This is a genomic window from Acinetobacter sp. ANC 4470 (genome assembly GCF_002135335.1).
GTDB lineage: Bacteria > Pseudomonadota > Gammaproteobacteria > Pseudomonadales > Moraxellaceae > Acinetobacter.
Genome location: NZ_NEGC01000005.1, coordinates 117,080 through 137,099 on the forward strand (window position 1 = coordinate 117,080; position 20,020 = coordinate 137,099).

Annotated in this window: 15 protein-coding genes; 7 read left to right on the forward strand and 8 right to left on the reverse strand. The window is 41.0% G+C overall.

Annotated features, from left to right (window positions below):
- Positions 1-17 precede the first annotated feature (17 nt).
- Entirely contained in the window at positions 18-1,124 is a 1,107-nt protein-coding gene (locus B9T25_RS09095; protein WP_086188123.1) for an efflux RND transporter periplasmic adaptor subunit, read from the reverse strand.
- Between the two features lie 147 nt (positions 1,125-1,271).
- Here B9T25_RS09095 and B9T25_RS09100 point away from each other — a divergent pair, with 147 nt between their 5' ends.
- From B9T25_RS09100 to B9T25_RS09115, 4 genes are all read left to right on the forward strand, one after another.
- Positions 1,272-1,895: a TetR/AcrR family transcriptional regulator gene (locus B9T25_RS09100; RefSeq protein ID WP_086188124.1), complete on the forward strand. Its 624-nt coding sequence runs from the start codon at positions 1,272-1,274 to the stop codon at positions 1,893-1,895.
- Positions 1,896-2,054: 159 nt separating this feature from the next.
- Positions 2,055-4,739 (forward strand): phosphoenolpyruvate carboxylase, encoded by a 2,685-nt coding sequence (gene ppc / locus B9T25_RS09105; RefSeq protein WP_086188125.1) that lies wholly within the window; start codon positions 2,055-2,057, stop codon positions 4,737-4,739.
- Between the two features lie 302 nt (positions 4,740-5,041).
- Positions 5,042-6,343: a solute carrier family 23 protein gene (locus B9T25_RS09110; protein WP_086188126.1), complete on the forward strand. Its 1,302-nt coding sequence runs from the start codon at positions 5,042-5,044 to the stop codon at positions 6,341-6,343.
- Between the two features lie 105 nt (positions 6,344-6,448).
- Positions 6,449-7,351, forward strand: a complete 903-nt coding sequence (locus B9T25_RS09115; protein WP_086188127.1) for a LysR family transcriptional regulator — start codon at positions 6,449-6,451, stop codon at positions 7,349-7,351.
- Positions 7,352-7,383: 32 nt separating this feature from the next.
- Here B9T25_RS09115 and B9T25_RS09120 read toward each other — a convergent pair whose 3' ends face one another.
- A complete protein-coding gene (locus B9T25_RS09120; protein ID WP_086188252.1) occupies positions 7,384-8,121 on the reverse strand; it encodes a sulfite exporter TauE/SafE family protein in 738 nt (245 codons plus the stop codon).
- A 166-nt stretch (positions 8,122-8,287) separates the two neighbouring features.
- Between B9T25_RS09120 and B9T25_RS09125 the strand changes: the two genes are divergently transcribed.
- On the forward strand, positions 8,288-9,715 hold the full coding sequence (locus tag B9T25_RS09125; RefSeq protein ID WP_416202362.1) for a glutamine synthetase family protein: 1,428 nt from the start codon (positions 8,288-8,290) through the stop codon (positions 9,713-9,715).
- A gap of 22 nt (positions 9,716-9,737) precedes the next feature.
- Here the strand turns inward: B9T25_RS09125 and B9T25_RS09130 are convergent, their stop codons facing one another.
- From B9T25_RS09130 to ilvD (B9T25_RS09145), 4 genes are all read right to left on the reverse strand, one after another.
- Positions 9,738-10,025, reverse strand: a complete 288-nt coding sequence (locus B9T25_RS09130) for a chorismate mutase (RefSeq protein WP_086188129.1) — start codon at positions 10,023-10,025, stop codon at positions 9,738-9,740.
- On the reverse strand, positions 10,006-11,316 hold the full coding sequence (locus B9T25_RS09135) for a hypothetical protein (protein WP_086188130.1): 1,311 nt from the start codon (positions 11,314-11,316) through the stop codon (positions 10,006-10,008). The genes B9T25_RS09130 and B9T25_RS09135 overlap by 20 nt, the downstream gene beginning before the upstream one ends.
- Positions 11,317-11,385: 69 nt before the next feature.
- Complete coding sequence (gene ilvD / locus B9T25_RS09140) at positions 11,386-13,071, reverse strand: dihydroxy-acid dehydratase (protein WP_086188131.1); 1,686 nt, start codon at positions 13,069-13,071, stop codon at positions 11,386-11,388.
- 371 nt (positions 13,072-13,442) lie between these two features.
- Entirely contained in the window at positions 13,443-15,272 is a 1,830-nt protein-coding gene (ilvD, locus tag B9T25_RS09145) for a dihydroxy-acid dehydratase (protein ID WP_086188132.1), read from the reverse strand.
- Between the two features lie 448 nt (positions 15,273-15,720).
- Here ilvD (B9T25_RS09145) and fmt point away from each other — a divergent pair, with 448 nt between their 5' ends.
- Both fmt and rsmB read left to right on the forward strand, forming a co-directional pair.
- Positions 15,721-16,680: a methionyl-tRNA formyltransferase gene (fmt, locus tag B9T25_RS09150; protein ID WP_086188133.1), complete on the forward strand. Its 960-nt coding sequence runs from the start codon at positions 15,721-15,723 to the stop codon at positions 16,678-16,680.
- Entirely contained in the window at positions 16,680-17,987 is a 1,308-nt protein-coding gene (rsmB, locus tag B9T25_RS09155; RefSeq protein WP_086188134.1) for a 16S rRNA (cytosine(967)-C(5))-methyltransferase RsmB, read from the forward strand. The genes fmt and rsmB overlap by 1 nt, the downstream gene beginning before the upstream one ends.
- Positions 17,988-18,312: 325 nt before the next feature.
- On the opposite strand, the gene B9T25_RS09160 is transcribed toward rsmB, so the two are convergent.
- On the reverse strand, positions 18,313-18,456 hold the full coding sequence (locus B9T25_RS09160; protein WP_004649714.1) for a methionine/alanine import family NSS transporter small subunit: 144 nt from the start codon (positions 18,454-18,456) through the stop codon (positions 18,313-18,315).
- A 10-nt stretch (positions 18,457-18,466) separates the two neighbouring features.
- Complete coding sequence (locus B9T25_RS09165; RefSeq protein ID WP_086188135.1) at positions 18,467-19,945, reverse strand: sodium-dependent transporter; 1,479 nt, start codon at positions 19,943-19,945, stop codon at positions 18,467-18,469.
- Between the last annotated feature and the right edge of the window lie 75 nt (positions 19,946-20,020).

Consider the following 20,020-nt stretch of genomic DNA (forward strand, 5'->3'; position numbering starts at 1 on the left):
TGCCTTGTGTTCTGGCTTCATGATGGCGCTCCTGCCTGAATTTTCACAGCACGGTTTTCACGATCAATCGGCTGAATTTTTTGTTTTTCACGCAATAAATGTACGCCACCAATCACCACATAATCAGTGGCATTTAAACCAGACAATATCGGCACGCTATCACGCCCATAAGCGCCTAAACTTACCGGCACTTTATGAATGGTATGGTCTTTTTTCACCACCCAAACATAGGCTTGTTGGTCATTGGCAGAAACACTCGATAACGGTACGCTCAAGACATTGTGTTGCTGCTTGTTAAAAAATACGCGCGCACTTTGCCCCAGTTGAATCGCAGTATTACCTTCACGCAAAGCCACCTTGACACTAAAGGTACGCGATTGATCTGCTGCAGGTGAAATTTCACGTACATAGGCTGCAAATTTATCTTTAGGTTTAGACCATAAAGTGACCCATGCCGTTTGACCGACTTTAATTTCTGAAATGGCTTGTTCAGGCACGCCAATGACCACGTCACGATCCCCTGCAATCGCCATTTGATAAGCGGCTTGCCCTGCAGCAACCACCTGTCCAACTTCAATATTTCGTGCGGTAATCACGCCATTTTTATTCGCCAACAATTGGTTATAACCAGTTTGATTACGACTGACTTCATAATTGGATTGCGCTTGTTTTAAGGCTGACATCGCCGATTTATATTGGTTTTCTGCTGCATCATATTGCGAATGACTAACCGCATTCATAGGCAACAATTGCTTAAAACGTTTCAGTTCATCTTCTGCATTTTTTGCCGCAGATTGAGCACTTTCCAATTGAGCATTCGCCGCATTGAGTTGTAGTTGCGCATCCTTAACATCCAATTTTGCCAACACTTGCCCAACCTTGACTTGATCACCCACATCGACATAACGTTCAATAATTTGTCCCCCAACTCGAAATGCTAAAGCGGTCTGCTGGCGTGCTTGTACATCTCCCGCATAGCTTTTTTGTTCGTTCTGGGTACTATTGGGTTGAGTCACCATGACAAATGGGATGGATTCTGTTTCGGCTACATCCTTGCTGCATCCCCATAAGGTCACACTGCAAACGATGATCATGCTGGCAACAACGGTCTTACTTATGCTCATGAAGTTCGCTCTTATTTAAAAATGATTTTTAAGGCAAAATAAGGAGTATCTTAAATTGATTATTTTTTAATTAATATACTGCGTGGTACATTAATTATAACTTGAGGGTCAAATCAATGACCTGTCTTGATTTTTTTGGAAAAAATTGTGCAAACAAATGTGGGTCGCCCGAAAGACTTAGAAAAACGTCAGCAAATTTTAACTGCGGCAAAATGCGTATTTTTAAAATGTGGTTATCATGGCTCGAGCATGAACCAAATTGCGCAAGAAGCAGGTGTCACCAAACTGACCATCTATAATCACTTTCAAGATAAAGCCAATTTATTTATCTGCGCGATTGAAAAAACCTGTGAAGAATCCATCAGTGCACGTCCATTAAAATTATATGCAGACAGTGATTTTAAAAAAGAATTTATCTATATCTGTGCATTAGCACTGCATGTTATTAATTTACCCGAAGCCATTAAATTAGAACTGTTATTACTGGAACTGGCGGCTGAACAAAATCCACTGGCACAGAAGTTTTACAATGCTTCGCATCTGCGGATGAATGCAGTCTGGGAAGACTTTTTTCAGCAAGCCATTACACTGGGGTTTATTCGTACTGAAACATTAAAAACCCTGACTTTACTGATCTTATCGTTATTACTGGGTATGCGTCATCATGAAGTACTGCTCGGTATTCGTACTGTTCCCAACGCGGCAGAAAAACAGCAAATTATTTTAGCCAGTATTGATCTATTTCTGATGAAATATAGTACGACACGATAATATTAAGATTCTAAATAACGCATCAAAGCAGGTTCAGGCATACTCATAGCAGTAGAGCGCGAATTAATTCAGCAAAACGTTACATACTTTTGTATGCCCCTACTTGGAATGTAGATATTTCACGCTATAGTCGAAATAACAAGAATCGGAGAGTGAAAAATGATTCAACAAATTGATGCTCCACTGCGTGAGGATGTACGCTTACTCGGCAATCTTTTAGGGGAAACCTTAAAGGAACATGCAGGACAAGATTTGTTTAATCAGGTCGAGCAAATTCGTGCGCTGTCTAAAGGTGCTCGGGATGGTCAAGTTGAAGCAGAAAAACAACTGGAACAACTGTTCTTTAATTTAGAAGATGATGAAATTCTTCCTCTCACCCGTGCATTTACGCATTTTCTGAATTTTGCCAATATTGCCGAACAGTACAATGTGGTTCGCAGTCGTCGTAAAAGTGAATTTGATGAACATACACCATCACCCAATCCACTCGATCATCTATTCCAAAAATTCAAAGACCATAACATTTCCTCAGATACGCTCTTTCAGCAAATTTGTGAGCTGAACATTGAATTGGTGCTCACCGCGCATCCCACTGAAATCAGTCGTCGCACCCTAATTCAAAAATATGATGGCATTAATGAGTGTCTCTTTAAAGCAGATCAACAAAAACTCACACCGCGCGAACGTAAAGCTGTACTGGATGAATTAAAACAACTAATTTGTTCTGCATGGCAAACTGATGAGATTCGTCAACATCGCCCTACTCCTGTCGATGAAGCAAAATGGGGCTTCACCACCATAGAGCAAACCCTGTGGAATGCTGTACCCAAGTTTATTCGTGAACTAGATGAAATGGTGCAAGACCATTGTGGTCAGCGTTTACCTCTCACTATTGCTCCAGTACGGTTTGCCTCTTGGATGGGTGGCGACCGTGATGGCAATCCGAATGTGACCCATAACATCACCCAAGAAGTGCTTTGGCTGTCACGTTGGAAAGCAGCGGATTTATACTTACGTGACATTGAAGCTTTACGTTGGGAACTGTCGATTCAGAACTGTAGCGATGAACTCATACAGGCACTGGGACACAAACATCCTGAACCGTACCGTGAATATCTGCGTGATACCCGTGAGCGTTTAAAAGCCACACATTACTGGCTGGCGCAAAGATTACAAGGTCAAGATGCCGATGACAGTCGTGTCATCAAAAGCAAAAATGAATTATTACAGCCTTTATTACTGTGCTACCGTTCACTGATTGCCTGTAACTTGCCTGAAATTGCCAATGGCAAACTGCTCGACTTTATTCATCGGGTCAATTGCTTTGGCATTGAATTGCTGAAACTGGATATTCGTCAGGAATCGGGTCGCCATCGCCAAGCCATTTCAGCCATTACTGAATATTTAGGTTTAGGCAATTTTGAAACATGGACTGAACAAGCACGGCAAAATTTCCTATTGCAAGAATTACAAAGCAAACGTCCATTACTACCTAAGCATTTAAATGAACCGAAACAAAGCCTGATTGAACATCCCGATGTGCAAGAAGTCTTTGCCACCATGCGAACTTTGGCAGAACAACCTGAAGAAAGTTTAGGTGCCTATATTATTTCCATGGCGGAATACCCAAGTGATGTTTTGGCGGTGTTACTGCTGCAAAAAGAAGCCGGTATTAAACATCCGCTACGCGTCGTGCCTTTGTTTGAAACCCTGAAAGATTTAGATGGTGCAGCCGACACCATAAACACCTTGTTCAATATGCATTGGTACAAACAGCATATTCAAGGCAAACATGAAGTGATGATTGGTTACTCAGACTCCGCCAAAGATGCAGGCTTTATGTCTGCCAATTGGGCGCAATATCGTGCACAAGAAGAATTGACTGCTGTAGCGCAAAAACATGCGGTGCAACTAACGCTATTCCATGGTCGCGGAGGTTCAATCAGTCGGGGTGGCGCACCTACACAACAAGCATTATTTTCCCAACCACCAGGGTCTATTTCAGGTGCCATTCGGGTCACAGAACAAGGTGAAATGATTCGCTTTAAATTTGGACTTGAAGGCATTGCGCTGCAAAATTTAGAGATTTATACCGCAGCGACTTTGGAAGCAACTTTACTACCGCCACCTGTGCCTAAAGATGAATGGCGCGACTTGATGCATCGCATGACCGATTTATCAGTACAGGTGTATCGTGAAACCGTACGTGAAAATCCACATTTTGTGAAATATTTACGCACCGTCACGCCCGAACTTGAATTACAAATGTTACCGCTAGGTTCACGTCCTGCCAAACGTAAAGTCAGCGGCGGGATTGAATCCTTACGTGCCATTCCTTGGGTTTTTGCTTGGACACAAATTCGCTTAATGCTTCCGGCTTGGCTCGGGACAGGTGCAGCGATTAATCAAGTGATTGACCAAGGGCAAAAACCTTTGCTTGATGAGATGTTGCAACAATGGCCCTATTTCCAAACCCTGATTGATATGTTGGAAATGGTGCTCTCTAAAGCCGATGGTCATGTTGCCTTATATTACGAATCACATTTAACTGATGATGAAGATTTAAAAATATTGGGTGAACAACTACGTCAACGTTTAAAAGATGCAGTACAAACCTTGTTGGCATTAAAAGGTGAATCACAACTGCTCAGCAGCAATGATGTACTCGATCAATCCATGAAAGTGCGTAAACCCTATTTATTGCCGCTACATTTATTACAAGCTGAACTGATGAAACGTCGTCGTCGCTATTTGGCAGAATGTCAGGCAGAACATACCCCTGTCGACCACGCGCTGATGGTGAGCATTGCTGGAATTGCAGCAGGATTACGTAATACGGGTTAACGGTTCAAAGTTCTGACTCAAAAAGCACATCTTTAGATGTGCTTTTTATATTTCAGCGCCAATTGGCAAAATAAATCATCTTTTTTGATAAGCCTTATAAAAAAAATATTCATTATTCCAACAACCGTCAGCCAAATTAATTGCATGATTTCACTTTAATTTTAAATAAAAAAATATTTACCAATTGGTAAAAAAACTAAAAAAGTCAGTATATTAATTTTAATAAAAATAGAGTGGCATAGATTAAATCTTACAAAAACAAGAGTATGATGTGCTCAATTTGTTTTTAGAGTGCTCATTTTATGTCCAATTGGTTTCCCAACTGGCGCCCATATGAAGGCAATATCGATGCCCGTCCTGTAGGTACAAATGAATACCTCCCTCCTGCACAAAGTGTTGTATTAGGTATACAACATGCCTTTGCCATGTTTGGTGCAACAGTCCTTGCGCCTTTCTTGATGGGTTTTGACCCAAATCTGGCCATTTTAATGTCAGGGATTTGTACTATCCTGTTTTTCTTGATTACAGGTGGTCGTGTACCCAGCTATTTAGGTTCCAGCTTTGCATTTATTGGTGTGGTGATTGCAGCAACAGGTTATGCGGCTTCAGGCACAGGTGCACCAAATGCCAATATTGCTTTAGCTGCTGGCGGTATCATGGCGTGTGGCGTGTTATATGCCATTTTTGGTTTTATTGTCATGGCAACAGGCACCAACTGGATTGAAAAACTCATGCCTCCAGTGGTTACTGGCGCAGTGGTCATGATTATTGGCTTAAACCTTGCACCCGTAACGGTTAAAGGTGTGATGGGCAATAACTTTAATATGTGGATGTCACTAGTCACCGTACTGTGCATGGGATCTATTGCCGTATTCACTAAAGGTTTATTACAACGCTTGTTATTATTGGTTGGGCTATTGCTGGCTTACCTCATCTATTACATTGTTGCGAATGTCATGGGTTACGGTAGCGCGATTAATTTCACCCCAATTCAACAAGCATCATGGTTTGGTATTCCAACCTTCCATTCACCTGTATTTAACTTTAATGCCATGCTCATTATTGCGCCAATTGCATTAATTTTAGTGGCTGAAAATTTAGGTCATATTAAAGCTGTGAGTGCAATGACGGGCGAAAATCTCGATCCACAGATTGGTAAAGCCTTCGTAGCCGATGGTATTGCAACCACTTTATCTGGTGGTGTTGGTGCCCCAGGTATGACCACTTATGGTGAAAATATTGGTGTGATGGCTGTGACTCGTGTGTATTCCACCATTGTCTTTGTTATTGCCGGTATCTTCGCAATTTTCTTGGGTCTTTCACCAAAATTTGGTGCGATTATTCATACCATTCCAACTGCAATTTTAACCGGTGCTTCGATTGTGGTATTTGGTTTAATTACCATTGCCGGTGCGAAAATCTGGATTGAAAATAAAGTCGATTTTTCGAAAAACAAAAACTTAATGGTGGCTGCGGTAACCATTATTTTAGGCACAGGTGATTTTGCCCTTCAATTTGGTAACTTCAACCTAGGTGGTATTGGTACAGCGACTTTTGCAGCACTGATTCTGAACTGGTTCTTTAGCTTAGCCGATAAATCATAAATATAAATACCCATTTTTAGGCAGCCGATAGGCTGCTTTTTTTATGTTTTACCTTAAGCAAATTTTAGTATGATAAGATCAATTTCACGGCAATAACACCCACCTATGCGCCTCGATTTTTTTGACCTACAACTGTTCTTAAATATTGTCGACACAGGCAGTTTAACCAAAGGTGCTGAACGCTCTGCTATTTCTTTACAAGCCGCCAGTGAACGGATTAAAAAACTAGAACAGCAATTTGCAGTCAGTTTATTTACTCGGCATGCTTCTGGAGTCAAACTCACCATTGCGGGTCAAACATTTACCGAACAAGCGCAGTTACTTATCCAGCAGAGCAACCAGTTACAACAGGTTATGGCCGCTTATACGCAAGGTATAAATTCGCAAATAACGCTGTGGTGTAATTCCTCGGCCCAAAGTGAATATCTTCCTTTCCTACTGCCACAATATTTGGTCGAAAACACCAATATACAGATTGATTTAAAAGAAGCTGAAACCACTGACATTATTCAAGCCTTGGACAAAGGTACAGCGCAATTAGGCCTAATTTCGAGTTTTTTTAATTCAAATCATTTACAAACGTTGCCCTTTTCAGATGATCCCTTAGTTCTTATTTGCCCATTAGATCATGAACTAAAGGACAAAACTCAGTTGCAACTGGCAAAGGTGATCCATTATCCCTTTGTTGGTTTAATGCAATATCATTCCTTACAACAATCCATTGAAACCCAAGCCAAATTATTAGGTTGCGCAATTCAGTATCGTTTACGCTTACCCAATTTTTCCGCAATCGCACAAGTGGTTGCCAATGGTGTTGGTATTGCCATCGTACCCAAACGTGCAGCAAAACGTTTAAATTCTGCTTACCCATTGCACCAAATTGAATTAACGGGAGAATGGGCGAACCGTAAACTGTTATTGGCAGCGAAGAATTTTGATGAACTCCCTATTTCCTATCAACATTTCAGTCAATTTTTACTTTCAAAAACATCTAAATCATGCATTTAATTTCAGCAAATTATTGTGGTTAAAACCCAGTTTTAAATAATTCCAAACTGATGCAATACCATATAGCCACCAAAAATCACCAAACCACAAAAAAATACTTTGCGAAATTTTTGTTCAGGAATGCGATAACGAATTTTTGTCCCTAGCCACATTCCAACGAGTGCAGGCAATAATGCAATCAATGACATTTTATAATCGATTGGAATATCTTCAATGGGGTTTTGCTGTAGAAACACAGCTAAGCAAATGGTTGAAACAGTAAAAGCCAAACCTAAAGATTGCACCAGATCATCACGCTTTAAATGTAAGGATTGCAAAAAAGGTACAACAGGAATCACCACCACACCGGTTGCTACTGTCAGCGCTCCACCTAGATAGCCGATAACAGGAGATAGCCATTTTTCATAGGGCGCCAAATTTGGCATGTTTTTAGCAAATAGACCGTACAAACCATATAGTGCAAGCATTCCACCTAACAAAGCTTCACTTTGAAATTCACCATGACCTAAAGTTGGAAAAATACTCCAAATTGAACCTAATATAATACCCAGTAATAAAGGCCAAAAACGGCGAACTAATCGTAGAACATGCCCCTCGGCAAAGAGCTGCCAAATGTTGGTGACCATTGAAGGAATAATCAGTAAAGTTGCAGCTTGAAAAGGACTCATAAAAAGCGTGAGTAGCCCCATAGAAACTGCGGGCAAACCTAAACCAATGGTTCCTTTAATCATGCCTGCAAGCGCAAATACCCCTATCACAAACCACACTATGAAAATACCTCTCAAACGTTGCAGTCATGCTAGAGGAAGATGTGAAATTAAAAAATCATTGTTTTTGGAAGGCAGCCTCAATATTTTCTTGAGGCTGCCTTCGTTATTTCTGTATTTTGATGGTCAAAAAAATTTACGCTCTTTTTACGTTACTGTTGAGATCAATATTTCTATAATTTTTTATCTCTACAGCAGTGTTAAAAATATGAATATGCCCATTGATAATCAAGCTTCAAGTTCAATAAATACGCTTTATTTGGAATCTAAAGATGCTGATCAATTCTTATTAGAAGTTGATCAATACTTAAATAAATATCCCGCGACCGAGCATATTGATATTTGCTTGCATGATTTAAATGGTCATCTCCGCGGTAAAAGAATTGATATCAAGAGCCTTAAAAATCTCTCTAAAGGTTGTTATTTTCCGTTATCTGTTTACGCCATGAGTTTAGAAGGCAAAGTGATTGAAGAAAGTGGTCTTGGGAAATATATTGGGGAACCTGACCATCTTTGCTTACCCATTTTAGGTTCTTTACGCCCTTGCGCAAACCAGTCAGAAAAACATGCACAAATATATTTAACCATGAAATCTGAAAATGGCTCAGACTGCGAATTTGAACCAAGAAATATCTTAAAAAGAATACTCTTAACCTTAAATCAAATGAATTATTTTCCCGTTATGGCAGGAGAAGTCGAATTTTATTTATATGCAAAACCCAGCAATCCCGAGCAAAAAATGGGGCAAACGCAATGTTTTGATGTCGATGCTCCCAACAATTATCAAACCGTATTAGAAAACATCGAAATAGAAGCTAAAAAACAAAATATCGATATCACTGCAATTGTCGCAGAGAGTTCATCTGGTCAATTCGAAATTAATATTCAACACAGTGCAGATATCTTAAAACTCTGTGATGATATTATGGCGATTAAACGAATTGTCAAACATATTGCCAACCTAAATGATTTAAATGCCAGCTTTATGGCAAAACCCAATATGTTGAGTGCTGGCAGCGGCTTGCACTTTCACATGAGTCTTTTAAATCAATTTCAACAAAATATCTGTGCAACGGATGATCTTAAAAAACCCAATCAACGCATGGGGCAAATTATTGCAGGTCTAATTCAATTAATGCCTGCATCTATGGCCATTTTAGCGCCCAATATTAATTCTTTCCGCCGCTTTCAATTTGCGCATCATGTGCCTTTAGAAGCCAATTGGGGCGTGAATAATCGCAATGTTGCCATTCGATTGCCCTGTGCAGACCAAGAAAATTGTCGTTTAGAATATCGGGTTGCGGGTGCCGATGCGAATCCCTATTTATGTATTGGTGTGATCTTAATTGGTGTATTACATGGCTTAACCCATGATGCACTTAAATTACCCAAAGCAACCCATGAAATGAAACCACATGATGCAAGAATATTATTGCCCAATCACCAACTCGAGGCGTTAAAACTCTTTGAAAAAAATGCCGTTCTTAAACAATATTTAGGTGCCGATTTTATGCAATTATGGACGGCTTGCAAAAGATATGAATACCAATTAGTCACCAATAAAATTACCGACTTAGAATTACAATGGGGACTATAAAAACGCGATTTAAATGATCCATTTAAGGGCGAATTTCTTTCAATTCTCTTTGAATAAAACGTTGGATCATTTCTCGATATAAGTGTTCAACCAAATCTGGATCTGTTCCCAATGCAATGGCTTGGGTACGGACCTTGTTAATCACTTGCTCGACGCGTTCTGGTGATTGCACATCCTGCACACTGTTCTTAAAACGGGCTGCTTGATCCACATAAAATTGACGCGTTGCAATGATTTCAATCAGTGCTGTATCAATGGCATCAATCTTTTCACGTGCTTGCTCTAAAGACTCACATTTTTCTTTTTTCATCGTTGCTATCATCATTTTCACTTTTATATTTATCTTCTAAGACATTACTAAAAATACTTTCAATCATCCAGACCCGATACAAACTATTGAAGACATAGCTTTGACCATCAATACGAAGTTCAAGTACTGGAAAATCAGGTTGTGATTTCATCTCACAGAGTATGTCATTTTCTTTCAGTTTGGCAGTAATATCTTCATGGGTTAATTCATTGATGTCTAAATCACGCTTGAGCTGCTCAAAATGGGCTTTAAACGACATGTCCTGCCCTTTGGTCCATACCGCTTGTAAAATGCGATACATCGCCTCAACCCGTTGCTCCTCAGGAACACTATAAAACAGCCGTGCCATGTCACATATTGACTGCTGTGTAGGACGGCAAAATGGGGTAAAGGTCACTTCTGTACGCTTTGAAAGACGTGTCGCCAAACTCCAATCAAACAAGTCACGTCCATGATAAGAAAGCGGATAGACATTCAGTTGAATATTATAATAATTTGCCAGTTCTTCTTTAATATAAGCCAACAATAACCATGAAATTGGATCTTCAAGTGCAATATATAAATCCAATTCAGGATCTAAGGCTTGAATTTCATTGAGTTCCTCAGCATCACTAATCAGATGCTCACGCCAATCAATATGATTAATCAGGAAGATGGGATTGCCCGTTAATTGTTTTTGCTGTTTTAAACGGCGCACCAATCGCAATAGATCATCGACCGCATGATATTTACGATCACTCAATTCAAAATAACTGGTAAGTACTGCATCATCGTTAAAAATACGTTCTGGAAAATCTTGCGCTGAATGATGTCGACTGGCCATCGCATATAAAGTACGTAATTTCCCATACTGTTTTTGCCACAGCATGTGAAATACATCTTCGAGTAAATACAGGAAATCTTGTCCACGTAATGGCGTGTTGCGAAGGATGGTTTCTGCTTGTTTTATCGCTTCAGCTGGCGGTTGTTCGGGGGTCTCATGAAAACTAAAACGGTGCTGTTTAGATAAAATTTGTGCATCGTTTAAGCAGTAGTTTTGCCACTCTACCTGTGACATATGGTTGGGAGGCTCTGCCGTTCGGCTAGAAATAATCACTTTTAAAGGTTTGAGTTCATCACTCAAAATTTCCTCAAGCTCAGGTAACTGCTGTACAGCCAAATAGCTATACACATCATCTAAACGTAAGTGAATACTTAAACCGTGTTCCGTAGATAATACCACTTGGCGCGTCGGCTTTTGGTAAAACCAGCGCGATCGAAGTGGATCAAACCAACGGCGTAACAGTGACATGAGATAAACCTCGAAAAAAACCCTTGTAGTGCTACAAGGGTTTATAACAATTTGTTAGGGAATGATCAATTATACATCTAAATTGAGATCTGTGACTGCCCCTTTTTCCGCCCCTGTGGTCAATTTAGCAAACTTGGCTAAAGCACCATAGGTGTAATTAGGTTTTGGTTTCACCCAAACTGCTTTACGCGCTACCATTTCTGCATCAGAAATATGTAAAGTCATTTCACGGGTTTCAGCATTAATCGAAATTCTGTCACCATTTTTAACCAATCCAATTGGCCCGCCTTCATAGGCTTCAGGCGTGATATGACCAACCACAAAACCGTGACTGCCGCCAGAGAAACGACCATCGGTTAAAAGCGCAACCGATTTACCTAAACCTTTACCAATAATAGCCGAAGTCGGTTTAAGCATTTCCGGCATCCCCGGCCCGCCTTTAGGACCTTCACCACGAATCACCACCACTTCGCCTTCTTGTACTTCACCATCCAAAATTCCACGCATGGCACCAATTTCACCTTCAAATACCCGTGCTGGACCTTCGAAATATAAACCTTCTTTACCGGTAATTTTGGCCACGGCACCTGTAGGTGATAAATTTCCTTTTAAAATCACAAGATGCGAGTCTTTTTTAATCGGGGCATCAAAGGGTAAAATAATCTGCTGACCTGCTGGATAATCTTCTACATCGGCCAAATTTTCCGCCAAGGTTTTGCCCGTCACTGTTAAACATGATCCATCTAACATCCCTGCATCTAACATACGCTTCATTAATGGTTGAATACCACCAATGGCAATCAGTTCCGACATCAGATATTTACCCGATGGACGCACATCTGCCACCACTGGAATATCTTTTCCAATCCGTACAAAATCATCCAGTGACAGCTCAACGCCTGCGGTATGTGCCATCGCAAGCATATGCAGCACACCATTGGTCGACCCCCCCAGTGCAATCAACACTTTAATCGAGTTCTCAAATGCCGCTTTGGTCATAATATCGCGTGGTTTAATGTCTAAACGCAGTAAGTTCATCACCGCTTCGCCCGCGCGAATACAGTCAATTTTTTTCTCGTCTGAAACAGCTTCTTGCGCAGATGAACCCGGTAAGCTCATACCAAGTGCTTCAATAGCCGATGCCATCGAATTCGCGGTATACATTCCGCCACAAGAACCCGGCCCCGGCAATGCCACTTCTTCAATTTGTTTGACTTGAATGGCACTAATTTCACCTTTGGCATGCTGTCCGACCGCTTCAAACACAGAGATCATGTCGGTATGACCTGCACCTGGTTTAATGGTTCCGCCATAAATAAACAAACCCGGACGGTTTAAACGTGCCAAGCCCATAATGCAGCCCGGCATGTTTTTGTCACAACCACCAATAGCAATCACTCCATCATAGGCCTGACAACCCACCACGGCTTCAATCGAGTCGGCAATAATTTCACGAGAAACCAACGAGTATTTCATCCCTTCAGTCCCGTTCGAGATCCCGTCAGAAATGGTAATGGTATTAAAGATAATGCCCTTACCGCCTGCTGCATTCACGCCCTTTTCAGTTTCACGTGCTAAACCATCAATGTGCATATTACAGGGCGTCACATTGGCCCAAGTCGAGGCAATACCAATAAATGCACGCTCAAAATCTGCATCTTTAAAACCTGTAGCACGCATCATGGAACGTGCTGGGGCATTTTCTATGCCTTCATAAACAGGGGCTGAATGTTCGCGGATATTGTCTTTACTCATGAAGCGCTCCGTGGCTTAGACTCATTCTGATTTAAATGAAGTCATGGCGAATTATTATTCTTTTGATTGTATAGAAAGCAGCTGGTATGTAAACGTCTAACGCTGCTTAAGCAAATTTATCTTTTAAAGCTGTTCCACTGAGATTTAATCACATGACCAAGCGACATGAATGTCGCTATGGCACTGTGTGACATCCTTGTCACACAGTGCCATAAAAGATTTTTGTTACTTTTGATCTCTCAAAAGTAAGTAATTATCTACGAATTACCATTTTAAAATCTCAAAGCAAAATGTGATCGTGACATTTTCTGGTAACATTAAAAAAGCACCCCATTTGGAGTGCTTTCTTACTTAATCTGTAAAACTATAAATTAAATTTCACGTACCGCACCTTTCGAAGCACTGGTGGTATGTTTAGCATAGGCTCTTAAGGCTTTAGACACTTTACGTGGACGCTCTTCAGCAGGCTGCCAACCTTTGGCATCTTGTATTTCACGACGCGCTGCCATCGTGGCTTCATCCACAGCAAGGTGAATGGTACGGTTTGGAATATCAATTTCAATACGGTCGCCATCTTCCACCAAACCAATTGCACCACCTTCAGCCGCTTCGGGTGAAACGTGACCAATGGAAAGACCTGATGAACCGCCAGAGAAACGACCATCGGTGAGTAAAGCACAATCCTTACCCAAACCTTTCGATTTTAAGTAACTGGTTGGATACAACATTTCTTGCATACCCGGGCCACCACGTGGACCTTCGTAACGAATCACCACCACATCACCGGCTTGAATACCTCCGCCCAAAATGCTTTCTACCGCAGCATCTTGGCTTTCAAAAACACGTGCTGTACCGTTAAATTTCAAGATGGAATCATCAACACCTGCAGTTTTGACAATACAACCATCCAGTGCGATGTTGCCGTAAAGCACCGCCAAACCACCGTCTTGTGAGAAGGCATTGGCTGCGTTACGAATCACACCTGTTTCACGGTTACCATCTAAAGTTTGATAATAACGGTTTTGTGAGAATGCAGTTTGCGTTGGCACACCACCCGGTGCTGAACGGAAAAACTCATATACATCTGCATCTTCAGTACGGATGATGTCCCATTTGTCCAAGGCATCTTTTAAAGTTTTTTCATGTACCGTTGGCACTGACGTATCCAACAATCCAGCACGGTCTAACTCACCCAAAATCGACATAATGCCGCCAGCACGATGTACATCTTCCATATGTACGTCTTGTTTTGCTGGTGCTACTTTACACAGCACAGGAACTTTACGCGAAAGGCGATCAATATCGGTCATGGTAAAATCGACTTCAGCTTCATGTGCTGCCGCCAATAAATGCAGTACCGTATTGGTTGATCCGCCCATAGACACATCAAGAGTCATGGCATTTTCAAAAGCCGCTTTGGTGGCAATTGAGCGCGGTAAAATACTGTAGTCATCTTGTTCATAATGACGTTTTGCCAGTTCTACAATCAACTGACCTGCGCGTTCGAATAATTTTTGACGGTTGGCATGGGTTGCTAAAGTTGAACCATTGCCCGGTAAAGACAAACCTAAAGCTTCGGTCAAACAGTTCATTGAGTTTGCTGTAAACATCCCTGAACATGAACCACAGGTTGGACATGCAGAGCGTTCATATTCAGCCACTTCTTCATCGCTAAAGCTGTCATCTGCTGCCACAATCATGGCATCAACCAAATCGATGGCTTTTTCATTGCCACGGATTTTCACTTTACCCGCTTCCATCGGCCCACCAGAGACAAAGACCACTGGAATATTAAGACGCATTGCTGTCATCAGCATGCCCGGGGTAATTTTGTCACAATTAGAAATACACACCATTGCATCTGCACAATGGGCATTGACCATGTATTCAACCGAGTCAGCAATCAAATCACGTGAAGGCAATGAATACAGCATGCCATCATGCCCCATCGCAATACCATCATCCACCGCAATCGTGTTGAATTCTTTGGCTACACCACCTGAAGCTTCAATTTGTCTTGCAACCAATTGACCTAAATCTTTCAGATGTACATGACCCGGAACAAATTGGGTAAAGGAATTGACCACCGCAATAATCGGTTTGCCAAAATCTTCATCTTTCATGCCTGTCGCGCGCCATAAGCCACGTGCGCCAGCCATATTTCTTCCGTGTGTCGATGTTTTTGAACGATAGTCAGGCATTGTGTATTTCCAACAAAGTTTGTGCTCGAAATGAATTCTATGATTCACTCTGGCTGAATGATACTGATATATAATGCTAAAGCAGTCGAAATATAGACCCATCATACTATAGCCAGTTGTTTAACCTAGCCCCATAGCGATGATCTTTTATGCGATAAATCTAGTGATATTTCGACAATTTATATCAAAAAAATTGTTACTAGAAACTAATATAACGCTATCGCAGCGATTTAAATACAAAACTTTCATGAATAATATTTAAATTTTATATAAATTAAATTTATCAATAACAATTAAATCAATAAAGATAATTGCACAATTCGTACTGATTCATTTCAGGTTTTTAATGTTCAAGGACGCGTTTTACAGCTATTTTTGATTCTGATCAAGATATGCATTTTCAGTTTGCTATAATAAGAAAACATCTTACGAATTGAGCCAAATAAAGTTGAAAATCATCTTTGCGGGTACTCCTGAATTTGCAGCGGTCGCTTTAGACGCACTCCTCAAAACAGAGCATGAAATTGTCGCTATTTATACCCAACCTGACCGCAAAGCAGGTCGTGGGCAAAAATTAACGGCATCGGCAGTTAAACAATTGGCAATCGAGCATAATTTGCCAATTTATCAACCTTTACATTTCAAAGCATCAACAGAAGAAGGCTTAGCAGCACAACAAGAACTGGCTACTTTAAATGCTGATGTAATGGTGGTTGCGGCTTATGGCCTTATTCTGCCACAAGCTGTTTTAGACACACCTAAATACGGTTGCCTCAATATTCATGGTTCGCTTTTACCGCGCTGGCGTGGTGCTGCGCCCATTCAACGCGCAATTGCAACAGGTGATGCAGAAACAGGTGTGACCATTATGCAAATGGCAGCCGGTTTAGACACGGGCGATATGATGTATAAAACCATCTGCCCCATTGAGGCAACGGACACTTCTGCGAGTTTGCATGACAAGTTAGCCATTCAAGGCACAGCGGCAATTGTGGCGGTTTTAGAATCTACAGAAAAATTACAACACTATTTAGCAACCCGTGAAGTGCAGGATGAAGCACTCACCGTCTATGCACATAAATTATCCAAAGCTGAAGCGCAAATTGATTGGTCTTTAGACGCAGTACAAATTGATCGTAATATCCGTGCTTTTAATCCTTGGCCTGTGGCATTTATTGTACTAGATGAGCAAAACAATCTACGGGTATGGAATTCGGCCTTATCGCATGAAACGACAGAAAATACTCAAGTCGGTGAAATTATTGCCATTGATAAACACGGTGTACATGTTGCTTGTGCAAATCATACCGTCATCACGCTAACTGCTTTACAATGGCCAGGTGGTAAACCGCTTAATGCCGTACAAATTTTACAAACCCAAAAACTAAATATTGGACAAATTTTATAATGAGACAATCTCCCCATGCCTCTGGTAAGACTTTAAACTTACGTGCTCAGGTTGTTAAAACGTTATTGGCTGTCCAAAATGGTCAATCACTGGCATCGGTTCTTCAGCAACACATGTCTATTGTGTCTGACAAAGACCGTGCCTTGTACCATGAATTAGTTCTTGGCTGTTTACGCCAATGGCACGCGCTCAAACAAGTGACTTTACCGCTGTTGTCTAAACCACTGGAAAACCAAGTCATTGAAACCTGCTTATACGTTGGTTTATATCAATTGCTTTGTACCCGCGTTGCAGCCCATGCCGCTATTTCTGAAACAGTAGAAGCAGCAAAACAATTGGGTATGGAAAGCTTAAGTGGTGTGGTAAATGCCATTTTACGCCGTGCAACACGTGAAACAGAACAATTTTACGATGTACTTGAACAAGCCCATGGCTTACCAAGTTGGTTGTTTAAACGCTTAAAGAAAGATTGGGGCGATGACTTCGAAGCTTTAAGCTACGAGCTTAAACAAGTTGCACCCTTAACCTTGCGCGTCAACACCTTACAAGTCAGCCGTGACGAATATCTTGAAATTTTAGAAGATGAAGGCATTGAAGCACACGCTTGTGAACTGTCAAATGTCGGTATTGTGCTAGATGAAAGTATTCATGTCCCAAGCCTCCCTGGTTTTGAAGCGGGTGGTTTTTCAGTACAAGATGAACATGCTCAATTATGCGCAACATTGTTGCCAGACTTGAATGGCAAATTCGTGATTGATGCCTGTGCAGCACCCGGTGGTAAAACAGCGCATATTTTAGAGAAATATCAGCCGAAAAAACTGATCGCACTCGACCAAGATGAAAAACGTTTAAAACGCGTTGCTGAAAACTTAGAACGTCTAGTTCTCGATGGCAAACATGTTGAGATTATCACTGCCGATGCTGTGAAATGGACATCGCCTGAACTTGCCGATTGTATCGTACTGGATGCACCATGTTCAGCGATTGGTGTAATCCGTCGCCATCCAGATATTCGTTTACTGCGCCAGTCTGGTGATATTGCCAAAACAGTGCAGTTACAAAAGCAAATTCTTGAAAATATGTGGCAACAACTCAAAGTTGGCGGTACCTTGCTGTACGTCACCTGCTCTATTTTAAAAGTGGAAAATGAACAGCAAATGGTCGACTTCTTTGCCCAACATACCGATGCGAAAGAAATTAAAATTGATGCTGATTGGGGTATTGAGCAGATTCATGGTCGTCAATTGTTACCACAAACAGGGCGTGGCGATGGCTTCTTCTATTGCCGTATCCAGAAAACTGCATAACTATTGAAGATATGAACATAAAAAGGTGGCTTAAAGCCACCTTTTTATTTATGCAAATTCTAAACAACGTACACCACTCAAAACATATTCAAAGGTCTTATTTTAAAATAAGCACAGCTTTAATTAATTCCAACCATTGAACTAATTTTAGCATCACAGTCTAAATAAATTTCCTACCCTGCCCTATACATGACAAATAAGATCAAGACTTAATGCGGCAAAATGGTGTGCATTTCTATGCTCCATTTTAGAAACAAGAAAGTCATTACCATAAAGATAATGACTTTCATTTTTACACTTGATCAGTATGGACTGAATTTTTTACTTAGAGCGTATGTTGATCTTTGACATCTTCAAGAACATCATCAAGTTCTTCAGGATTTTTCATCAAATGAAGAATGGACAAAGCTAAACCGCCCCACAAAAACACCATCGAGATAATCATCATTACGATTGCTGAAGTATTCATCTTTGCTCTCCTAGCGGTCTTTGACACGAGTCAAAATAAAGGCAATGACTGCACAGAAAATTACGCAGCCCCATCCAAATAACCACTGCAGACTTAAACTATAATCTCCATAGCCTTTTAACAGCAAGTTATAAATGGTCAGACCTAAAGTGACTAACAAAATCAAAGAGGTGATCACCGTTAGAGTGAAATCCCAGCCTTTGCCTAATTGCACGGTTGAAATGGCATTGACATGATTTCTGATCTCTGCCAGTGCTGAACGCTTAAACCACGCCACACAAATAATCGAAAGCAATGCTCCACCAATGATGCCAATGTTATTGATGAAATGGTCAATGATATCGACCAATTTAATCGAATTCACACTTGAAAAGAGCCCGATTGAAACCAACGCACTACCACCACCGATAATCGAAACGGCTTTTTTACGGCTCCATTTTAGCTTATCCATCATGGCTGAAATTGGAACTTCCAAAATACTCACCATTGATGAAATACCAGCGACAAAGAGCGAGGTAAAGAATAAGATCCCGAATAAATCAGCGCCTGCACCTAAGCTAGAAATAATTTTAGGAAAGGCAATAAATGCTAGACCAATACCGCCGCTCACCACATCTTGCACATTGCTATTTGCAGCATGTGCCATAAAACCAAGCGCAGCAAAAATCCCAATACCCGCTAAAATTTCAGTTGAAGCATTGGCAAAACCAACAATTAAACCTGAACCAGTTAAATTGGTCTTTGGTTTTAAATAAGACGCGTAGGTCACCATGATCCCGAAACCCACTGAAAGCGAGAAGAAGGTATGACCATAGGCTGCCAACCAAACTTTATAGTCCATCATCGCAGACCAGTTCGGAGTAAAGAAGGCATTTAAACCTTGCGCTGCACCTGGTAATCGAAGTGCTTGGATCACTAAAAGTATGAATAAAACAAATAATAAAGGCATGAAAATTTTATTGGAAAGCTCAACGCCTTTTTTCACACCACCATATAAAATGATTAAAGTTAACGCCCAAATACCAGCCAATGGCCAGAAAATATGGCTCACAAAACGCGGGTCAAAACCTGTCGCTTCTGAAGTCTGTAAATACGTTTTAAAGAAAAATGCTTCTGGGTCACTGCCCCACATTTGACCAATAGAGAAGTAAATATAACTCCCTGCCCAAGTCAAAACGCTGGCATAGTACAAACCAATGATGATACAAACACAAACTTGCCACCATCCCAGTGTTTCGCCGCCTTTAAAAATGGCACGATACGCTTTCGGAGGAGAACGATTACTTTTATGTCCGACTGCATAATCTAGAAATAAAAGCGGTAAACCTGCAGTAATTAACGCGATCAAATAAGGAATTAAGAACGCCCCACCGCCATTTTCATAAGCGACATATGGAAAGCGCCAAATATTACCTAAACCAACTGCGGATCCGATCGCTGCAATAATAAAGCCCGATCGTGACGTCCAGTTTTCACGAGTATCTGTCATAGAACACCTAAACTTCGGCACCTTTAAATGCTGCTTGTTGTCTGGTTATATCGCAAGCAAAAAAAGTACCATTCA

Excerpts from the sequence above, each read along its gene's own strand:
- ilvD (WP_086188131.1), bottom strand. The coding sequence starts at position 13,071 with ATGAGTAAAGACAATATCCGCGAACATTCAGCCCCTGTTTATGAAGGC.
- B9T25_RS09165 (WP_086188135.1), bottom strand. The coding sequence starts at position 19,945 with ATGACAGATACTCGTGAAAACTGGACGTCACGATCGGGCTTTATTATT.
- B9T25_RS09110 (WP_086188126.1), top strand. The coding sequence starts at position 5,042 with ATGTCCAATTGGTTTCCCAACTGGCGCCCATATGAAGGCAATATCGAT.
- B9T25_RS09135 (WP_086188130.1), bottom strand. The coding sequence starts at position 11,316 with ATGTCACTGTTACGCCGTTGGTTTGATCCACTTCGATCGCGCTGGTTT.
- B9T25_RS09160 (WP_004649714.1), bottom strand. The coding sequence starts at position 18,456 with ATGAATACTTCAGCAATCGTAATGATGATTATCTCGATGGTGTTTTTG.
- B9T25_RS09130 (WP_086188129.1), bottom strand. The coding sequence starts at position 10,025 with ATGAAAAAAGAAAAATGTGAGTCTTTAGAGCAAGCACGTGAAAAGATT.
- B9T25_RS09095 (WP_086188123.1), bottom strand. The coding sequence starts at position 1,124 with ATGAGCATAAGTAAGACCGTTGTTGCCAGCATGATCATCGTTTGCAGT.
- rsmB (WP_086188134.1), top strand. The coding sequence starts at position 16,680 with ATGAGACAATCTCCCCATGCCTCTGGTAAGACTTTAAACTTACGTGCT.
- ilvD (WP_086188132.1), bottom strand. The coding sequence starts at position 15,272 with ATGCCTGACTATCGTTCAAAAACATCGACACACGGAAGAAATATGGCT.
- ppc (WP_086188125.1), top strand. The coding sequence starts at position 2,055 with ATGATTCAACAAATTGATGCTCCACTGCGTGAGGATGTACGCTTACTC.
- B9T25_RS09115 (WP_086188127.1), top strand. The coding sequence starts at position 6,449 with ATGCGCCTCGATTTTTTTGACCTACAACTGTTCTTAAATATTGTCGAC.